This is a genomic window from Streptococcus sp. 29896, from assembly GCF_032594915.1.
Classification (GTDB): domain Bacteria; phylum Bacillota; class Bacilli; order Lactobacillales; family Streptococcaceae; genus Streptococcus; species Streptococcus suivaginalis.
In genome coordinates this window covers 264,754-284,461 of sequence record NZ_CP118733.1, presented here as the reverse complement: position 1 = coordinate 284,461, position 19,708 = coordinate 264,754, and the positions used below count along the sequence as shown (strand labels likewise).

The 19,708-nt window shown below is 46.3% G+C and carries 19 protein-coding genes; 3 read left to right on the top strand and 16 right to left on the bottom strand.

Translation table 11 applies throughout. The features are described 5' to 3' along the window. Positions 1–52: 52 nt before the first annotated feature. Both PXH68_RS01400 and PXH68_RS01395 read left to right on the top strand, forming a co-directional pair. A complete protein-coding gene (locus tag PXH68_RS01400) occupies positions 53–577 on the top strand; it encodes a hypothetical protein (RefSeq protein ID WP_248027275.1) in 525 nt (174 codons plus the stop codon). 1 nt (position 578) lies between these two features. After that, positions 579–794 (top strand): helix-turn-helix domain-containing protein, encoded by a 216-nt coding sequence (locus tag PXH68_RS01395; protein ID WP_248027277.1) that lies wholly within the window; start codon positions 579–581, stop codon positions 792–794. A gap of 29 nt (positions 795–823) precedes the next feature. Here PXH68_RS01395 and PXH68_RS01390 read toward each other — a convergent pair whose 3' ends face one another. From PXH68_RS01390 to PXH68_RS01345, 10 genes are all read right to left on the bottom strand, one after another. Beyond that, positions 824–1,495 (bottom strand): amino acid ABC transporter permease, encoded by a 672-nt coding sequence (locus tag PXH68_RS01390; protein WP_248027279.1) that lies wholly within the window; start codon positions 1,493–1,495, stop codon positions 824–826. A 119-nt stretch (positions 1,496–1,614) separates the two neighbouring features. After that, entirely contained in the window at positions 1,615–2,505 is an 891-nt protein-coding gene (locus PXH68_RS01385; RefSeq protein WP_248027281.1) for a transporter substrate-binding domain-containing protein, read from the bottom strand. 96 nt (positions 2,506–2,601) lie between these two features. After that, a complete protein-coding gene (locus PXH68_RS01380) occupies positions 2,602–4,050 on the bottom strand; it encodes an amidase (protein ID WP_248027283.1) in 1,449 nt (482 codons plus the stop codon). Between the two features lie 19 nt (positions 4,051–4,069). Further along, positions 4,070–5,095, bottom strand: coding sequence for a lipoate--protein ligase (locus PXH68_RS01375; protein ID WP_248027285.1), 1,026 nt, complete (start codon positions 5,093–5,095; stop codon positions 4,070–4,072). Further along, positions 5,086–5,982, bottom strand: coding sequence for an SIR2 family NAD-dependent protein deacylase (locus PXH68_RS01370; RefSeq protein ID WP_248027287.1), 897 nt, complete (start codon positions 5,980–5,982; stop codon positions 5,086–5,088). Before PXH68_RS01370 ends, PXH68_RS01375 begins: the two co-directional genes overlap by 10 nt. Next, positions 5,960–6,781: a protein-ADP-ribose hydrolase gene (locus PXH68_RS01365; RefSeq protein WP_248027289.1), complete on the bottom strand. Its 822-nt coding sequence runs from the start codon at positions 6,779–6,781 to the stop codon at positions 5,960–5,962. Before PXH68_RS01365 ends, PXH68_RS01370 begins: the two co-directional genes overlap by 23 nt. Next, positions 6,774–7,106, bottom strand: a complete 333-nt coding sequence (locus PXH68_RS01360) for a glycine cleavage system H family protein (protein WP_023369315.1) — start codon at positions 7,104–7,106, stop codon at positions 6,774–6,776. Before PXH68_RS01360 ends, PXH68_RS01365 begins: the two co-directional genes overlap by 8 nt. After that, on the bottom strand, positions 7,103–8,098 hold the full coding sequence (locus PXH68_RS01355; protein ID WP_248027291.1) for an MsnO8 family LLM class oxidoreductase: 996 nt from the start codon (positions 8,096–8,098) through the stop codon (positions 7,103–7,105). The genes PXH68_RS01360 and PXH68_RS01355 overlap by 4 nt, the downstream gene beginning before the upstream one ends. Next, positions 8,088–9,290: an NADH-dependent flavin oxidoreductase gene (locus tag PXH68_RS01350; protein ID WP_248027293.1), complete on the bottom strand. Its 1,203-nt coding sequence runs from the start codon at positions 9,288–9,290 to the stop codon at positions 8,088–8,090. The genes PXH68_RS01355 and PXH68_RS01350 overlap by 11 nt, the downstream gene beginning before the upstream one ends. An 8-nt stretch (positions 9,291–9,298) precedes the next feature. Then, positions 9,299–10,126, bottom strand: coding sequence for a lipoate--protein ligase family protein (locus PXH68_RS01345; protein ID WP_248027295.1), 828 nt, complete (start codon positions 10,124–10,126; stop codon positions 9,299–9,301). 159 nt (positions 10,127–10,285) lie between these two features. Between PXH68_RS01345 and PXH68_RS01340 the strand changes: the two genes are divergently transcribed. Then, positions 10,286–11,631, top strand: a protein-coding gene (locus PXH68_RS01340) for an IS3 family transposase (protein ID WP_316715495.1) whose coding sequence is annotated in 2 segments (ribosomal slippage) — positions 10,286–10,727 and positions 10,727–11,631 — 1,347 coding nt in all. Because the reading frame shifts where the segments join, the coding sequence is not laid out codon by codon here. Between the two features lie 51 nt (positions 11,632–11,682). Here PXH68_RS01340 and dnaJ read toward each other — a convergent pair. The 6 genes from dnaJ to PXH68_RS01310 form a co-directional block, all read right to left on the bottom strand. Then, positions 11,683–12,819, bottom strand: coding sequence for a molecular chaperone DnaJ (dnaJ, locus tag PXH68_RS01335; RefSeq protein WP_248028656.1), 1,137 nt, complete (start codon positions 12,817–12,819; stop codon positions 11,683–11,685). A gap of 667 nt (positions 12,820–13,486) precedes the next feature. Continuing rightward, positions 13,487–15,310, bottom strand: a complete 1,824-nt coding sequence (gene dnaK, locus PXH68_RS01330; protein WP_002937513.1) for a molecular chaperone DnaK — start codon at positions 15,308–15,310, stop codon at positions 13,487–13,489. 364 nt (positions 15,311–15,674) lie between these two features. Next, positions 15,675–16,187 (bottom strand): nucleotide exchange factor GrpE, encoded by a 513-nt coding sequence (gene grpE / locus PXH68_RS01325; RefSeq protein ID WP_248028657.1) that lies wholly within the window; start codon positions 16,185–16,187, stop codon positions 15,675–15,677. Positions 16,188–16,336: 149 nt separating this feature from the next. Beyond that, a complete protein-coding gene (gene hrcA, locus PXH68_RS01320) occupies positions 16,337–17,371 on the bottom strand; it encodes a heat-inducible transcriptional repressor HrcA (protein ID WP_248028658.1) in 1,035 nt (344 codons plus the stop codon). A gap of 221 nt (positions 17,372–17,592) precedes the next feature. Continuing rightward, complete coding sequence (locus PXH68_RS01315) at positions 17,593–18,288, bottom strand: histidine phosphatase family protein (RefSeq protein ID WP_170239822.1); 696 nt, start codon at positions 18,286–18,288, stop codon at positions 17,593–17,595. A gap of 74 nt (positions 18,289–18,362) precedes the next feature. Continuing rightward, entirely contained in the window at positions 18,363–19,700 is a 1,338-nt protein-coding gene (locus tag PXH68_RS01310) for a PFL family protein (protein WP_024384706.1), read from the bottom strand. Positions 19,701–19,708: the final 8 nt, after the last annotated feature.

Sequence of the window (19,708 nt, the reverse complement as noted above, 5' to 3'; positions counted from 1 at the left end):
AATAATTTCACAGATAATATTATCATAAAACAATAATAATCGGAGGTTTGCTATGAAAACCAATCTACTCAAAACAGCTGGACTATTAGCTGGTTGTGTTCGCTATTTCTTCTATTTCACGATTGCTCTTTATACCATCTTTACATTGGCTGGTCTTGGAGGCGACTCCTTTGCGATAGACTCTTGGGAATACTCCTTTAATAAACCCATTGACCAGATTGGTATCTGGCTCATTCTGCTAGCGACTGGATTGATTCTAGTTGTCTTAGTAGCACTCAGTCACATTGCCCACTTGATTCAAAAGTTATGTAAATTGCTTCTGGAAGAAGATTATTTCGCTTCAGCTAGTCTGAAACTGTATCAGAAACTCTTCATCAGTTTGCTCGTCTTGACTGCTGGACAATTTTGCCTAACCAGCTTGATCGCCTTGACAAATGCTGTTGGACCAAACAACTTCCTCAATCTGCGTTGGTCAGACTTTATCCTCAATGCTCTCTTTATCTTCCTGACTTATTTTGTCTGGACCTTAGTACAAAAGGGGCAACAACTTGAAACCGAGAACAGCGAGTTTATCTGATATGGAAATGATTCGCGTAAACCTAGACAAGGTCCTCAAAGACCGACAAATGACTTCCAAGGACTTGGCAGAGCAAGTCGGCATCACCGAAGCTAATTTGTCCATTCTCAAGACAGGCAAGGCAAAAGGTATTCGTTTCAATACCCTGATAAGCATCTGCCGAATCCTAGACTGCCAGCCAGGGGATATTTTGGAATATGTCCATGAAGACAACTAAAAAAGAAAAAGCCTAGGGCTTTTTCTTTTTTAGTAGGTCGCCAAGCGTTTTTCTAGCTTCAGCTGACCAAATGCATAAAGAGTACAGATGACCCAATAAATAAGGGCAACACAGATATAAACTGTCATGTAATCAGACTTGGCTCCGCCGACTATCTTGGCCTTATTGAAAATCTCTGGCACCGTAATCATAGCTGTCAGAGAGGTACTTTTTACCATATCTAAGAGAACATTACTCAATGGGGGGAGAGCAATTCGAAAGGCTTGAGGGATAATAATCCGACGGTAGATGACTGGTGTTTTCAGCCCCAGCGACCGAGCAGCTTCCCATTGTCCCTTATCAATTGCTGAAAGTGATGCACGAATAATTTCAGAAATGTAGGCACTAGACATGGATGTAAAAGCGATGATAGATGCTGTTATAGCATCTAGCTGCAAGCCCATAAAGGGCAGACCAAAATAGATAAAAAATAGCAATACCATGAGCGGGATTCCCCTCATCAGAGAAATATGTGTCATGGCTAACCAACGTAGGGGGGGGAACTTGGACATGCGCATCAGAGCCACAAAGAAACCACAAAAGGTTCCAAGTGCAAATCCGACTAAAGACAGGGCTAGGGTGTAGGGAAGACCCTCTATGATTTTCGGAATTGCCTCTGCGGCAATAGAAATATTAAAAACTGCCTGCCAATTGATGTTCATCCTATCTCCTTATCAAAGTAAAAGCCCCTAGCTGGGCTTTCACCGTTTTTCCCAGAACTCTCTCTGGAACTGGCCTTGCCAATCGTCCTCCTACTGACAAGACCTGACATCAGATGCGCTTATTCTACATCTGAAGTATCGATGACTGGAAGATCTTCTGCACCTTCGATTGGTTGCGTCAAATCTTGGCCACCGTAATATTTCTCAGAAATCGCCAAAAGCGTTCCGTCTTCTTTCATTTCAGTAATGGCTTGGTCCAATTTTTCTTTCAAACTTGTATCAGCCTTGCTCATGACAATACCTTGCTCAGTTGGGTTGTACTTCGCATCTCCCATTTTCACTTTGATATCTGGGAAGTTTGCTTTTGCCCATGCAATGGCCATCACTTGTGTATAGTAATCGTTTGGAATGAAGTCTGTACGGCCAGTTGATACATCACGTAGATAGACATCATTGGTTACATTGTCATAGATTACTGGCTCTGCTCCTAATTTTTGAGCAATCTTCATGTACTGAGTACCAGCACCACCACCAGCTTTCTTACCAGTCCAGTCGCTCAAATCAGCGGCTTCAAGTCCTGATGTACCATCTTCACGAACGATATAACCACCTACTGAATATTTGTAAGGTGTAGAGAAGTTGTATTTCTCCAAACGTTCTGCTGTCATGTCAAAGTTGTTTACTGCAACGTCAACCTTACCGCTATCAACAGCTGTAAATGCTTCTGCGACACCAATTTCTTGGTACTCGATTTCGATGCCAAGACGCTCACCGATCTCGTTCATCATTTCGATTTCATAACCAACCAACTCATTTTCATCGTTGTAGTATGAAGTTGGGAAAAGAGTACCCGGTGTTGCAACTTTCAAAACACCAGCTTCTTCAATCTTTTCCCATTGAGTTTGGGTTGCAGATGAAGACTCTGTCGTAGAACTTGTGCTTGTGTTCGAGCAAGCAACGAGGGCAAATGAAGACACCAAGAGAACTGATGTCAGCAACTTTTTCAACATAAAAACAAATCTCCTTTTTTTGTTACATTACTAACATTAAAAGGGTAACATATACCTTTCTATTTGGCAAGTATTTTATCTGAAAAATGAATTCCCTTACAAGTTGAGTAAACCTGCTGCTTCCATTTGGTCTGCCAACTGCAAGAGTAAATCCTCTCGTCCCTTGGCTGCTGTCAATTGGATGCCGATTGGCAAACCGTCAGCCCGCACATAAGTTGGCAGAGAAATGGCTGGCTGACCACAAATATTGGCCTGCTGCGTAAAGGGAGTCAGGGCTAGGCTGTCCTCAAACATTTGCCAGATCAGATCCTGCTGCCCTTCCATGGAATAGTTCTGGGTGTGCTTGAGGCGGTCCAGCAAATCTGCTGGTAGGTCAAATTGCCCATGCTTGGGCGCTACATCAGCCACCGTCGGTGTCAGGAGCAAGTCGTAATCCTCATGGAAACGCGCCATGCTGGCTCCAAACTGGTCCCAGTCCAATAGGGCCTTGGAGTGCAATTTGGCTGGAATGGTTTGCCCGCTTTGGTAAATAGCCCAAGACATGACTTCCATGTCTTCCAAGGTCATCTGGCGCCCAAAAGCTGCTTCGATGTCGTCAAACATCTGGGCAGTGTCCACGCTGTTCATCAGGTAGAAGGATTTCATCAGGGCCACTCCATCCAGAGGATATTCCGACAATTCCACTACTTCATGCCCCAAATCAACCAAGTGATGACAGGCTTTTTGAACCGCTTCTACCGCTTCAGGACTAACCTTGCTCCCTACTGGAGACTTGGTGTAGTAGGCGATTTTTAGGGGGCGAGATAATTTTCCAAACACCTCCTCCTCGCTCAGATTGGCAAGGGGAAAGGGAGCTTCCAACTGATAGTCCTGGAAATGATAGAGCAGACGCTGGGTGTCTCGGACAGACTTGGTCAGAGCAAAATTGACAGATGCCCCCTGCCAGCCACGATAAGACTTAGGTCCAACCGGAATCCGACCACGACTGGTTTTGAGTCCAATCAAGCCATTGAAGGAGGCTGGGATACGAATAGAGCCACCACCATCCGATGCAGCAGCAATAGAGACCATGCCTGAAGCCAGTGCTGCGGCTGCACCACCACTTGATCCACCAGCATTGCGACTGGGGTCTAAGGGAAGATTGACAGGACCATGCAGGCTGGCATCTGAGATATTTTTGAAGCCGAATTCTGGTGTGTTGGTCCGACCGACAATGATGAAGCCCAAGTCCTTCAAGCGTTGGACATAGGTATCGGTATGGCCTGCTGGGCGACCAGCAAACAGGCGAGAACCGGCAGAAGAGGGCTGCCCCTTTTCATTTTGCCCCAAATCCTTCAGCAAGAAAGGAACTCCTGCAAATGGCTTGCCCAGATAGTCTTCTTTCTCCGCTTCTTTCAGAGCTTCATCATATTGCTTGCTGACAACCGCATTAAGGGCGGGATTGAGCTTTTCAATCCTGTCAATGGTTTCTTGCACCAATTCCTTAGCAGAAACTTGTTTTTGATTGACAGCCTGAGCCATGGCTGTCGCATCTTTCCATTCCATAGGAACCTCTATTTCTATCTTATCCTTCACTCAGTATCAGGCCAACCAGCTCTTCCGCACTAATCTTACCAAAATAATGTGCCATGTCCAAATCCGCCAAGGCTGCTTGAAGGTCTTCTTCCAGTAAACGTGTGCCGATTAACTTGTTTTCGACTTCGTCAATATTACCCTTGGCAAAGAAATCTCCGTAAATACGGCATTTGGCAATGCGGCCTTTTTCAACTTCGAGGTGAATATCCACAGTTCCCCCAGCAAAACGACCATCACGGTGGTAGCTATACTGTGGCGAATTGCCGTAGTTCCACTCCCAGTTCTTGTACTTATCTGCCACCAACTTGTCAATGGCTGCCCAATCTTCCTCAGTCAAGACATAGCGCTTTGCCTGGTCGATGGACTCAATACCCAATAACTTGCAAGTGATGAGGTTCTTAAATTCCTCTGTTGTGACAGACTGGTATTCTTCTGCCAAGTAAGGACGGATGGTCCCCACACGGCTTTTGACAGACTTGATGCCTTTTGATTCAATCTTTTTCTTATTGGGATTGAGGACCTTGGACATGGCTTCTTCGTCAATATCCAAAAGGAGAGAGTAGCCACCATAGACACGGTTATTGCTGATGGTCATGGCTGCACCTGACACCTTTTTTCCTTCAATCACCAGGTCATTGCGTCCTGTTTGCTCTACCTCAACAGCTCCTAGCTCATGCAGGGCCTTGATGGCAGGCTGGTAGGCACGTTTGAAATCTCCGAAAATGCCATTGTCTTGAATCAAGTAGCAGACATTGACAGAACCCTTGTCCACATAGATGGCACCGCCACCCGTATCTCGACGAACTAAGAGAATATTGTTCTCTTTGAGGTAGTCTTCATTGATTTCGATCAAGGCATTTTGGAACTTGCCGATTTCTACCTTGGGGTCACAGTAGTAAGGGAAGAGAATGTCGTCATCCAAGAAGACATTTTGCTGAACATAGACCTGCATAGCTAGAGCAACTGCTCCATCGCTGACATATTGACCGTTGCGGATTGGTTCGATTAGGTACATGGGGTATCTCCTTTAAAATAAATCCTATGGGTTTCTTTTAATAATTGGGCACTGTCCTCTGCTAGGGTTAAACTCCGTTCCCTGATAGGCAGGGGCAGGCGATAATGTTTTTGATTGAGACAGACATAAAGGGCCTGAGGATTTTGCTGGACCCGTGTCTGGAAAGGGGTCTTGATAAATTGAGGCGTGGTAAAGCCAATCCCGATTTCCAGATAGAGGACCTTGCCTGTTTGATGGCTTTCTAAAAAGACATCGTAGCGGGCTTTTTGGGCAAAGAAATCTGGTGATTCGACCATACCCTTTTCTGCATTGCGTTTGTTGATTTCAAAAGGGGCATCACAGACTGGACAACGCGGAATCAGATCATAGGGAATCTTCATGTTCACCTGCTCTGCTATCATGCGGCGAATGAGGTCATCATCTCGATAGGTCTGGTCATGGCAATGACGACTGCATTGCCAGAGACCGTATTCCCCTTGAATGTGGAAAACCTTATTCCTATCGTAGTCAGCCACCCAAAAGGCATTGTCTGCATTGGTGGTGATGATATGATAGGGCTTGGTTTCTAAAATCTCCCGCAAATGAATATAGGAGGCGCCGACAGGTTGGTCCAGGTAATTGAGAGCGACAAAGCGACTCTGAAAGGCCCAGTATTCCTCCGTGCTTTCAAAGTCAAAGAGGCTGGCCTGCAACATATCCAAAAAGCCGTACTTGGCGATGAAATCTGGAAAGGCAGCTTCGAAGCGAGGACCGATGTAGGTAAAACCATCCGCCGCAGACATGCCTGCTCCAATGCCCACCACCACCGCATCAGCTTCAGCAAGCAAGCCAGCAAGCTGCTCCGCCTGAGTTTTTTCTTCTTGTTTAAGCGTCTGCCACATGGACATCCTCCTTTTCTCCCAGTAAGGCTGTATAGTAGCCCTGGTCTTCCATCGTATAGGTCGAAAAAATGACCTTTAGGGGATAGGCTGTTGCTGCCAGCCACTTACGGACCGTTCTAACGGCAACTTCTGCCGCCTGGTCCTTGGGATAGCCAAATTCCCCTGTTGATAGGGCTGGAAAGGCGATTACTTTAAGACCACGCGCCTTGGCCTCCTCTAAACAGGACAGGTAGCACTGCTCCAAGAGTCCTTTTCGAATAGGTGAAACTGGCTTGCCTTCTGAGATAAAGGGCCCCACAGTGTGAAACACCAAACCAGCTGGCAGGTGAAAACCAGGTGTCACCATGACCTTGCCAACTGCTGCTGAAAGACCTTGTTCTTCCATTTTCTTGGCACAAAACTGGCGTAACTCCAAACCTGCAAAGGTATGGAGGGCATTGTCCAGACAGGCGTGGTTGGGGATAAAACAGCCCAGCATCTGACTATTGGCTGCGTTGACCACTGCATCAACCTGCAAATGACACAAATCTCCTGGATAGAGAAAAATCTGAGGGTCGCTCGTCGGCTGACAGACTGACACATCCTGAATATGTTCCTCATGATAGGCGGCTAGAAAGGCCGCCTCCGCTGCCAGATAGTCCGCCCCAATCGGTCCCGCTGGCCGTTGATTGACCAAAGCTCTCCAAATCGGAAGAGCCTCTTCAAGACTAGCCAATTTTAGCTCCGCCGACTGCGACTCACCCTTCTCTGCCTGCAAGATGGCAATCATAGCCGTCAGCAAGCCCAGTAGCTCTTCCTTAGGCATCTTCAAGTGCTAAAAAGGCTTCTTCAGACACATCGGTCAAGCGAATCAACCAGTTTTCCTCTGGTTTTTCCGAATTGAGCAGGGTTGGTTGTTCCAGAGCAGCCGTATTGCGCTCTACCACCCGACCTGCAATAGGGGTCAGGATAGCCATAACTGTTTTTGAGGCTTCTAGATTGAGAATCTCATCATTGACTTCCAAGACTTCCTTGTCGGAAAAAATAACAAAACCAAGTGTACCGACATCATCCTGCAACTCTGCGGTCATGCGGATAGTGTAAATAGCATCTTCTTTTTCTACCCAGAGGTAGTTGGCAATTTTTTTCATAGTGTCTCACTTTCTACAATTCGTGCTAATAATTCGATAGTTTTCAAGCGGTTGTCAATCCCTGAAACCAAGGGTATAAAGAGGAGTTCGTCTGGCTGACAAGCTGCAACCAATCTTTCAAGCTGCTCCTTAACTTCTGCCGGATTACCAATAATCATCCGACTGCGGTGCTGGGCAATTCTTTCCCTATCCTGCTCCGTCAGCTCATAGGTCTGATAGGTGGCTAGACTTGGGAAATGGGTAAACTCATTAAAATCTTGCTTGCCCAACATCCAAATGTCCAGCGATTTTGCCAGATTTTCTGCCTCCTGACTAGTTTCCGCAATCACGACAAAGAGGGCCAGGGCAAAATGCGGTTGCGCCATGATGTCTGACGGCTGAAAATCCCTACGGTAATCCTGAGCCAATTTTCCAGCTGTTTCCACAGGATCATGGGGAATGTAAGGGAAGCTACCAAAGACATAGCCCAAGCCCTCCTTAGCAGACAAGGCCATGGATTGCCCACCCATCCCCAAGGTGAAAATTTCTGGGTAGCTTGCTAGCTTGGGCGACAGCCCAATGGCTTCATCATTTCCTGTCAGATATCCTGTAAACTGCCGGACCCATTGGTCAAATTGACTGGGTTGAAACTGGCTACGCATGTGCTCTTTAACCAGAGCCGTGCCAGTAGAATTTCCCAAGCCGATGTCCACCCGACCTGGAAAAAGAGTTTCCAAACTGGCTGCCAACTCTGCTATTTTATAAGGCGAATAATGCAAGCCCATGATGCCGCCCGAACCCAGATGGATCCGCTGGGTCTGACTGGCCAAGTAAGGAATCACGACCTCGGGACTGCCGATGGTCAGGGCATGGACATTGTGGTGCTCCGCCAACCAAAACCGATGGTAGCCCAAGCGATCCGCCGCCTGCACCAGCGCCAAACTATCCTGCCAGGCCTCCTGATAGGTCCGCCCCTCATCCAAAAGCCCATAGTCCAAGAGACTAATTTTCATACCTTTCCTCCTCGTAGTGTTTTTCTAAGCTACGGAAAACCTCTCGCGACTCCCTCGGCAACGACTCACCATAGTCCATCAAGGGAACAATATCCTTGAAAGAGGCCTGGGGAATAGCCAGATTAGACAGGTCTTCTGGCTTAATCCGCAATTGGATGTCTTCTGGCTTGCCGGCCGCAATCTTGTGGGCAAACTCAGGATCGGTGATAAATGGTGTTGATAGACCAACCATATCCGCATGCTCCAAGGCCTCAATAGCCTTCTTCGCCGAATTGATCCCCCCTGTCGCCATAACCACCAGCCTATCCTTTAAGGCCTCGTGAACCACCTGATTGACCAAGCGCCCCTGATGGCGCCCAGCTCCTCGAACCTGATTGCGAAAGACATCATGCCCCCATGAAGCAATGGCTAGGTAGTCAATCCTTGCAACCTCCAAAGCCATGTCCATAAACTGTAAAAATTCCTCGATAGAATAGCCGATACTGGTTCCTCTTGTTTCTTCAGGTGTTGCCCGAAAACCGAGAATAAAGTCAGCTGGAGCCAACTGGTCAATCACTTCCTGAACCTTCCGTAAGACTTCTAAACCAAAACGGGAACGATTTTCCAAATTTTGACAGCCATAGCGGTCCTGACGCTGATTGGAAAAAGTCGAAAAGAAGGTCTGAATCAGCAAACGCTGGGCAGAAGAAATCTCCACCCCTGCAAAACCCGCCTCTATAGCCCGCCGCGTCGCCTGCCCATAGGCCTCCACCAGCTCTTCCAGCTCTGCTATGGTCAACTCCTTGACCTCATGGGGAAAGGGAGCATGGAGCTTCATGGGACTGGGACCATAGACCAGCTTGTCCCGCTGAAGGGTGTGGCTGGAAAAACGACCAGCATGGGTCAGCTGCAAGATTGCCTTTGCCCCCTTGGACTGCATGACCTGGGCTAGTTTTCGCAAACCAGCAACATCCTCATCCTTGGCCACGCTAAAGCCAAACTCGAACAATTGTCCCTTGGGATCCACATAAGCCGCCCCTGTGATTTGCAGAGGAGCCGCATCCGCTCGCCGCTCCGCATAGCTCAAATCATCCTGGGTCACCAAGCCATCTGCTGTGGAGGAATTGGTCACCATGGGCGACAGGACAAAACGATTGGCTAGGACGGTTTGGTGCAATGGCAGAGCTTCAAATAGTGCTTGATAGGTTTCCATATTTCCTCCTAGATACCATATTTTTCCATAGACTGCTTGATGGTCTTTCCCAGCGCCATAAAATCAGCCATATTGTCTGACGAGGGATAAAAGGTGGTCAGAAAAGCTCCGTTTTCAATCAAGACACGCTCAATTCGTGTTTTCATATCCTCCACCGTCACATCCTGACCGACCAAGTCTGACAGATTGGCCATCGAATCCGGATTTACTTGCGGAAATCGGTCCGATACTTCTTGCGGAGCAAAACTTGCTGCATAAAAATCAGCCACCACTTGCCCTCGTTTGACTTGATTGCCTGATACACTGATATAGGCAGAGATGGCAATGGCCTCTTGGTAAATCCGCTGAGCCAATCCAGCAAACTTCCGCCCCTTGATACTAAGGTCGTAGGTCCCAGGACAGTAGGAAGTGGCCACCTCACCACTGACCACCTTGAAAGGAAAATCCGAAAGCGCCTGGGCAATCAAATCCACCATGACCTGATAAGACTCCCGCAAATCAACCTTGTGACCAGCAGGATTGGGCAAGATCAGAGTGACATTTAAAATCCCTTCATCCGCAACAACTGCCAAACCGCCCAAACTCCGAATAATAGGACTGTAGCCCGCCTGACCAATACTGGCCAAGCCCTTGTCCAGCTGGGCCACCTGACTGTCCATCATCCCCAGAATGACCGTTTGGTCCATGGGCCAAAAATGTAAAATCCCTGTATTGGACTGACGATTGACTTCGCGCAAAAAGACCTCGGTCCACACCAGTGGTCCCTGTTTCAAACCTGTCAAGCCAGACCGATCTTCGTATTTTTTTATGGCCACATTCTCAACCCACGATTTCATGCCAAACCTCGACCTCTTTTTTCTATTTTTTATTGTATCACATTTATTTATAGCTATCGAAAAAAACTGATCTACTTTTTTATGGGCAAAAAAAAGACTGGAAAATGAACTGCACCCCAAAAGTTAGACACAAAATCTAACGATTGGGGTGTTTTTCTTATGAAATTAAGTTATGAAGATAAACTAGAAATATATGAGCTGAGAAAGAGTGGCGTGTCGTGGGTCAACCTTAGCCAGATATACAAGGTCACTATTGCCAATCTCACATACATGATAAAACTCATGGATCGATATGGCGTGGAAAGCGTTGAAAAAGGTAAAAATAGGTATTATTCACCTGAATTAAAGCAAGAAATAATGGATAAGGTCTTGATTCATGGGTGTTCTCAACTCTCAGTTTCCCTTGATTATGCCTTGCCAAATCGAGGAATGCTTCCCAATTGGATAGCACAATACAAGAAAAACGGGTATACTATTCTTGAAAAACCAAGAGGGAGACCGAGCAAGATGGGACGTAAACGCAAGAAAACCTGGGAAGAGATGACGGAATTAGAGCGCCTTCAAGAGGAAAATGAACGTCTTCGAACTGAGGTGGCCTTCCTAAAAAAGTTGAGAGAACTTCGCTTGAGGGACGAAACACTAGTGCGCGAACAGCAGAAACAATTAGAGATATGGTCCAAGGAGGATTCCGACTAGACCTCCTACTTGCGACAGCTAAAATGCCTCGCTCAACTTATTATTATCAAGTCAAGCAACTGGATAAACCCGACAAGAACAAAGCCATTAAGGCTGAAATTCAAGCCATTTATGATGACCATAAAGGTAATTACGGCTATCGTCGGATTTATTTAGAACTCAGAAATCGAGGTTTCTTCATCAACCACAAAAAGGTGCAGCGCTTGATGACAGTCATGGGCTTAGCGGCTCGTATTCGTCGTAAGCGCAAGTATGCTTCTTACAAAGGTGAGTTGGGTAAGAAGGCTGATAATCTGATTAAACGTCAGTTTGAGGGATCTAAGCCTTATGAAAAATGTTATACCGATGTGACGGAGTTTGCTTTGCCTGAAGGGAAACTCTACTTATCGCCTGTTCTTGACGGCTATAATAGTGAGATTATTGATTTTACCCTGTCTCGGTCACCTGACTTGAAACAGGTTCAAACCATGCTTGCGAAGGCTTTTCCAGCAGATTTATACAGTGGGACTATTCTCCACAGCGATCAAGGTTGGCAATACCAGCACCAGTCTTACCATTACTTTTTGGAAACCAAAGGCATTCGACCATCCATGTCCCGCAAAGGGAATAGCCCAGATAATGGGATGATGGAGTCTTTCTTTGGCATTCTCAAATCTGAAATGTTTTATGGACTCGAGACATCTTATCAATCACTTGATGAGCTTGAAGAAGCTATTACAGATTATATTTTTTACTACAACAACAAACGAATAAAAGCAAAATTAAAAGGACTTAGTCCTGTCCAATACAGAACTAAATCCTTTCAATAATTATTTGTCCAACTTTTTGGGGGCAGTTCAAAAACCAGTCTTTTTATCTGCTTAGAGCTCATCAAAAGCATCTTTTACCTTGTCAAAAAAGCCTTTTTTATGAGGTTTAACATCAATATTTCCAGCAGATGCAAATTCTTTAAGAGCTGCACGTTGGCGATCGTTCAAACCTGTCGGAGTGACGACATTTACTGTGACATATTGATCACCAATTACTCCACCACGAACACTTGGTGCACCTTTTCCTTTAAGTCGGAAGGTTTTACCAGTCTGCGTCCCTTCTGGAATGACCAAATCAACATCGCCATGAACAGTTGGGACATGAACGGTGTCACCCAAGGCTGCCTGTACAAAGTTCAAACTCAACTTGTAATGAATAGTTGTCCCGTCACGTTCAAACTTGTCCGATGCTTGGACTTGTACCACCACATAGAGATCTCCATACGGACCACCATTGAAGCCAGCCTCGCCCTGACCAGCCAATCGAATGCGCTGACCAGTCTCGACACCAGCTGGAACCTTGACTGTTACCGTATGGGCTTGTTTTTCATGACCTGTTCCATGACAGGTTGTACATGGGTCTTTGATTTGTTTTCCACGACCATGACAGACATCACAGGTCATTTGACGGCGCATGGTACCAAGTGGTGTTTGTGTGTCCACATTGATCACTCCAGAACCATGACAGCGACCACAGGTTACAGGACTAGTTCCAGGTTTGGCACCCGAACCCGTACAGGTCCGACAGGTGGCCTCACGATTATAGGACACTTCACGCTCCACACCAAAAATCGCTTCTTCAAACTTGAGGTTGACACGGTATTGGAGATCATCACCTTGACGAGGTGCATTGGGATTACGGGTCGCACCACCCCCACCAAAGAAGCTAGAGAAGATATCTTCAAAGCCGCCGAAGCCCGCTCCGTCGAAACCACCAAAACCACCTGCTCCTCCGCCGAAGCCACCGTTTGCTCCAGCAGGACCATACTGGTCATAGGCAGACCGTTTTTGCGGATCGCTCAAGGTTTCATAAGCCTCTTGGACCTCCTTGTATTTATCCTCCGCACCCGGATCCTTGTTAATATCTGGATGGTATTTCTTCGAAAGCTTCCGATAAGCCTTCTTAATCTCGTCTGGCGAAGCGCTCTTAGAAACGCCCAGACGATCGTAAAATTCTGTGTTGTTCATATAAGATACTAAGGGCGTTAAGCGGATACAGCCAAAATAGGAGTTTTGACGCTGGACGTCACCGTCCTAGGAAAAACTATCTTTTTGGCACAGTCCGTAGCCCGTGTTCAGTTACGAACACTTTCCTTTCTATACATGGTTTGAGAAAAGTGAAAATAGGAAACTGACGCAGTGTGTAAAACACACTAGGAAGTTTATCTTTTTCACTAGGTTTTTAGCCTGTGTTCGAATTACCGAACTTGTATTCCTTTCTTTAAAATTTAGAAAGTAGCCCGGGTTCGATTGCGAACACTTTCCTTTCTGTAAAAGTTAGACAAAGTGAAAATAGGGAGTGAAAGTGTCCAGCAGACACTTTCAGCCCTGTCGCACAAAAACAATAAGCGACAGGTATTCCTCAAAAAGTCTATCCCCAGACTTTTTGACTTTTTCACAGAGTCGTAGGAGTATTCAATTCTGTAAAAGTTAGAAGGGTATTTACCCAAAAACAGAGGCTGGGTTGCAACCTCTGTGATCGGAAATTTTATTGACGAATGATTTCTATTCTCGAGAAGATGAGAACTGAGTTCGAGCTAAGAACTTCGGAAAAAAGATAACTTTCCTTGAATGCAAGCATTCAGCGTCAAGTTCCTATTTTTCTGTCGTTCTTTTAACGCTCTCACATCTTGACTTACTTCTCAGTAAACTCGCCGTCTACTACATCATCGCCTGCGTTGTTAGCTGTTTGAGCACCTTCTTGGCCTGCGGCTGCTTGTTGTGCTGCTGCGGCTTGTTCATAGAGTTTCACTGCAAGGGCTTGGGCTTTTTCGTTGAGGTTTTCAAGTTTAGCCTTCATGTCGTCCAAGTTGTTTGCTTCTTGGGCTGCTTTCAACTCGTCAAGAGCTACTTGGGCTTGGTCGCGTTCTGCGTCGAAGCCTTTGCCTTCAGTTTCTTTCAGCGTTTTCTCTGTCGCAAAGATTGCTTGGTCAACATCGTTACGAAGGTCAACTTCTTCCTTACGTTTCTTGTCTGCTTCAGCGTTTGCTTCTGCATCTTTCATCATGCGGTCGATTTCTTCGTCTGTCAAACCTGAGTTAGACTGGATAACGATGGTTTGCTCTTTTTGCGTACCAAGGTCTTTGGCTTTTACAGAAACGATACCGTTCTTGTCGATGTCGAATGTTACTTCGATTTGTGGAATACCACGAGGTGCTGCAGGGATGTCAGTCAATTGGAAGCGACCAAGAGTCTTGTTGTCCGCTGCCATTGGACGCTCACCTTGAAGCACGTGGATATCAACAGCTGGCTGGTTGTCTGCCGCAGTTGAGAAGACTTGTGATTTAGAAGTTGGGATAGTTGTGTTACGGTCGATGAGTTTTGTAAATACACCACCCATTGTTTCGATACCAAGTGACAATGGTGTTACATCAAGAAGGACAACGTCTTTGACATCACCAGTGATGACACCACCTTGGATTGCCGCACCCATAGCAACCACTTCGTCAGGGTTTACAGATTTGTTTGGCTCTTTACCTGTTTCAGCTTTTACAGCTTCTACAACGGCTGGGATGCGAGTTGAACCACCGACAAGGATGACTTCGTCAATTTCTGACAAGCTGAGGCCTGCATCTGATAGGGCTTGACGAACAGGAATTTTTGTACGTTCTACAAGGTCGTAAGTCAATTCGTCAAATTTCGCACGAGTCAATGTCATTTCCAAGTGAAGCGGACCTGCTGCACCTGCAGTGATGAACGGCAAGCTGATTTGAGTTGATGTCACGCCTGACAAGTCTTTCTTAGCTTTTTCAGCTGCATCTTTCAAACGTTGAAGGGCCATTTTGTCAGCTGACAAGTCGATGCCATTTTCTTTCTTGAATTCAGCTACCATGTGGTCGATAATCTTTTGGTCAAAATCGTCACCGCCGAGCTTGTTGTCACCTGCTGTTGCAAGTACATCAAAGACACCGTCACCAAGTTCAAGGATAGATACGTCGAAAGTACCTCCACCAAGGTCGAATACCAGGATTTTCTCGTCTTTGTCAGTCTTGTCCAAACCGTAAGCAAGGGCTGCTGCAGTTGGTTCATTGACGATACGTTCTACTTCAAGACCAGCGATTTTACCAGCGTCTTTGGTTGCTTGACGTTGTGCATCGTTGAAGTAAGCAGGAACAGTAATAACAGCCTTGGTTACTTTTTCACCAAGGTATTCTTCAGCGTAGCCTTTCAAGTATTGAAGGATCATTGCTGAGATTTCTTGTGGTGTGTATTCTTTGCCGTTTGCTGAAACTTTTTCAGAAGTTCCCATTTTTGATTTGATAGAGATGATCGTATCTGGGTTGGTTACTGCTTGGCGTTTTGCCGCGTCACCAACGATGATTTCACCATTTTTGAAAGACACAACAGACGGAGTTGTGCGGTTTCCTTCTGGGTTTGCGATGATTTTTGATTCAGTTCCTTCAAGAACTGCAACTGCTGAGTTTGTTGTACCTAAGTCAATACCGATAATTTTAGACATAATAATGATACCAAGAACGCCGAAAATGCGACTGAAAATTAGGAAACCAACATAGCATTCGATGAATGCAAGGCGGTTTATCTATTTTCCGAGCATTTCGTTCGGGTTCAAATCCTTTCAAAAATTTAATTTTCTTTTATTTGATACACTCTTCTTAAGTAGTGCAGATTTTGCGAGTCATTAACTCGCATTTTCTTATTTCAAGTAGTTTAACGACATTTCGGTCAAGTTTTCTTTTTTCGGAAATAGCAGAGCGACCTTAGTGTTTCAGTTTGCTTTTAGTACTAGGCAACGAGCCGAAGACAGTACTGGAGTACGGCAAGGCGAGTTAACGAAGTAATAAAAGATAAACTGGAAGACTAAGTTATTCTGATACGACTACCATAGCCGGTCTCAGCAAGCGTTCATGCAACTTGTAGCCTTTTTGGAAGACTTGTGCGATGTGTTCTGCTGGGCAGTCGCCTGTGGCTGGAACAGTTTGAATGGCCATGTGAAGGTTTGGGTCAAAGACATCTGTTGCGACTTCTTCCACCCCTTCTTCTTTGAGGGCTTGAATCAAGCTTTCCTGTACCATTTCTAAGCCTTTTTTGACATCTTCTGTCAGACCTTCGACTTGAAGGGCACGCTCCAAGTTATCCAAGCTCGGCAAGATTTTCTTGGCCAAGTCTTGCGAACGGTAACGCTGAATGGTTTGGCGTTCCTCGTTGGCACGGCGTTGGATATTTTGCATTTCAGCGTGGGCACGGAGGTACTTGTTTTCAAATTCCTCTGCACGCTCGTTTGCCAAATCCAACTCTGATTTTTCAGGAGCTTCGACAACTTCTTCTGTTGCTTCAACCTCTTCTACGATTTCTTCGTTTTTGATTTCTTCTGACAAGTTGTTCACCTCTTCATTTTCTATTATTACTTTGACAAATAATAAATTGAGTTCGGGCTAGAAACTCAGAAAAAAGATAGATTTCCTTGTGTCTGATGACACCGCGTCAATCTCCTATTTTTCAATCGTTTCCTTCACGCCCTCACATCTTAATTTACCTCATAATGATTACTACTTAAGTATCGGTAATAATCGGTTAATTTCATAAATAGGACGCGGCTGATGATGTTGATTAAACTCATCTGCCTACGGTAGTCCATGTCAACAGGACCAAGCAAACTCATCTGGGCCATGCCCCGATAGGGGATTGGAAAGCGATGATGAATAACTGTCACATCCGCTAGGGCAGGATCCCTATGTTCCGCCACAGAAATGCTGGTCTGCTGGTTTGGCGCCAAGCCTTGCCGCAACTCTGGGGCTAATAGCTGTGGGCTATCCAAGAGCTGATAGGTGGCGAGATTGCCATAGGTCAGCGAAGCAACCTTTCCACTGATAAAGACTGATTCTTGGAAGAGATTGGAAAAGATGTAGTCCATCAGATCCAAGACATTGTCCGTCGTGGTAAAGTAACGCTGCACCACCTGGGGAATCTCCGTCCGCAGCTTGTAGTGGATTGCCAAGACCGTCTGGTCAACGAAGCGTTCATCCACCAGGCGTTTGAGCACTTCCAAGTCCCTAGTCAAAAAGTTCTTGGGAATGGCAAACTGAACAGTGACAGGTTTGGACTGGTCCAAGGTCAAGACTGCCAGAGCATCGTGGCTACTGAGCTGCACGATGTCAAAGGAAGTCAACTGCTGACTGGTCGGCTCCACATCTAAGATGACCGAAGTGTAGCCTGTCAAATCTGCCAAGACCTGACTTGCCCGCTCCAAGATATCTTCCAGCTTGAAGGCTTCAAAGTCGAAGGCCTTGACCACCTGATAAACATCTTCTTCATTGATGTGTTCCAAGTTGAGCGAGTGGTTGACAAAGTATTGAAAACCAGCCCGACTGGGCATTCGACCACTTGACGTGTGAGCCTTTTCTAGCAAGCCCAACTGCTCTAGCTTAGCCATATCATTGCGAATGGTAGCCGAACTAGAAGCAATCATCTCCTGCAAGGCCTTAGAACCAACTGGCTCATGATGGCGCGTAAACAATTCAACAATCAGATTCAAAATATCATTTTGACGTTGGGTAATCATCTCCGCTCCTTTCATGAACAGTGTTGATTTTTATATTTTTAGCACTCTATAACGATGAGTGCTAAACTTTATACTCCCATTATACGCCGAAAAAATGGATTGTCAAGAGAAAAAGACAAAAAATTAGCACTCTTTTACCTAGAGTGCTAAAAATCAGTCTGAGGACCTAGAATGGTAGATTGCCAAGAAAAAAATCAGAGAAAACTCCCTGATTTTATATCTTATTCCCCTTGAGCAATCAATTCTGCCCCACGTTTGCGGTAGGACAAATCCCCAACTGCTTCAATTAAAAGCTTGCCATTTTCGTATTTGAGGACGGTAATTGAGCCGTTATCCAGGAAGACATTGGCTCCACGCTCTGGCTCCAACAGATGGGCTAGGGTTGCAATGGTCATACCATGACTGACCACAAGGGCATTGCCGCCGCCCTGCTTTTCCAAGTCTTGGGCGATAGCCTCAAACCCTGTCAGGATACGATTGCTCAAAACTTCCCATGATTCCGCCCAGCCAGCGGTGTCTGCTTCTTGGATACCTGCTGCGATTTCCGCAAAGGACATGCCTGTCGCATCAACTGTCCCTTTCAAACGAGGCAGGACACCTTGGAAAAGCTCGGCATCATACATACCTTCGAAACTACCAAAGCACCATTCACGGATACGCTTGTCTTGGTAATATGGGATTTTTCCTAAAATTCCCAACTCACGCTGGGCGATGGTCATGGTCTGAACGGTCCGCCCCAGGTCACTGGATACGGCTAGTTTAAAATCAATGCCCGCATCCTTGAGCCCCAAGCCCAATTCACGAATCCCTTCCTCACCAGCCTTGGTCAGCGGTGTATCACACCAGCCCTGCACGCGCCCGATGGTATTAAACATGGTTTTCCCATGTCGAGAAATATATAATCTTACATCTGCCATAGTGTTCTCCTTGTCTTTTCTTACTATTAAGTATAGCAAAAAACCGACTGCTTGTCGCAATCGGTTTACGTTTTTTAGTTCTTAAAGCTATGAATCGGTGCTGGAATTTGTCCACCACGGTTGATAAAGTCCACAGACGAAGCCTGATTGACCTTCATGACAGGAGCTGTTCCCAAAAGTCCGCCGAATTCAATCATATCCCCTTCTTTTCCAAGTGGAATAATGCGGACCGCAGTCGTTTTCTGGTTGATAACCCCAATCGCTGCCTCATCCGCAATCATAGCTGCAATGGTTTCAGCAGGCGTTGTTTCTGGAATGGCAATCATGTCCAAACCAACAGAACAGATGGCCGTCATGGCTTCCAATTTTTCAAGGTTAAGCGAGCCATTTTGCACCGCCGCAATCATGCCCTCGTCCTCAGACACAGGGATAAAGGCACCTGACAAGCCACCGACCTGGTTGCAGGCCATGACTCCACCCTTTTTGACTGCGTCATTGAGCAGAGCAAGGGCAGCAGTCGTTCCGTGCGTACCAACGGTTTCTAAGCCCATTTCCTCCAAAACCCGTGCTACTGAATCGCCAACGGCTGGCGTTGGAGCAAGGGACAGGTCCACGATACCGAACTTGACACCCAGGCGTTCACTGGCCATATTGCCGACCAACTGACCGATACGAGTAATCTTGAAGGCGGTCTTCTTAACCGTTTCCGCCACCACATCAAAGCTCTCACCACGTACTTTTTCAAGGGCACGCTTGACCACACCAGGTCCAGATACGCCGACGTTGATGACCACATCCGCCTCACCGACACCATGGAAGGCACCCGCCATAAAGGGATTGTCCTCGACCGCATTGGCAAAGACTACAAGTTTAGCCGCCCCCATGTCAGAAGCTTCCGCCGTCTCCTTGATGATCCGCCCCATGTCCCGCACAGCTGTCATATTGATACCCGTCTTGGTCGAGCCGATATTGACCGACGAGCAGACTTTGGTTGTTTGGGCCAATGCCTGCGGTATAGAGTTGATAAGGATTTCATCACCTTTTTGGTAACCCTTTTGAACTAGAGCTGAAAAACCTCCGATAAAATCGATGCCGATCTCATGAGCCGCCTTGTCCAAGGCATGAGCTAAGGGAAGATAATCCGTGGCATCTGTCGCCGCACCAATCAAAGCAATAGGCGTTACCGACACCCGCTTGTTGACAATGGGAATTCCTAATTCCGCCGCAATCTCATCACCGACCGCTACCAAGTTCTTAGCCTTGGTCACAATTTTGGTGTAAACTTTCTCAGCAGCCTTATCAATATCCGAATCGATACAGTCCAAAAGGGAAATCCCCATGGTAATGGTCCGAATATCGAAGTGTTGCTCCTCGATCATCTCAATGGTTTCTCTAACCTGTCTAATATCCATGACCGCTC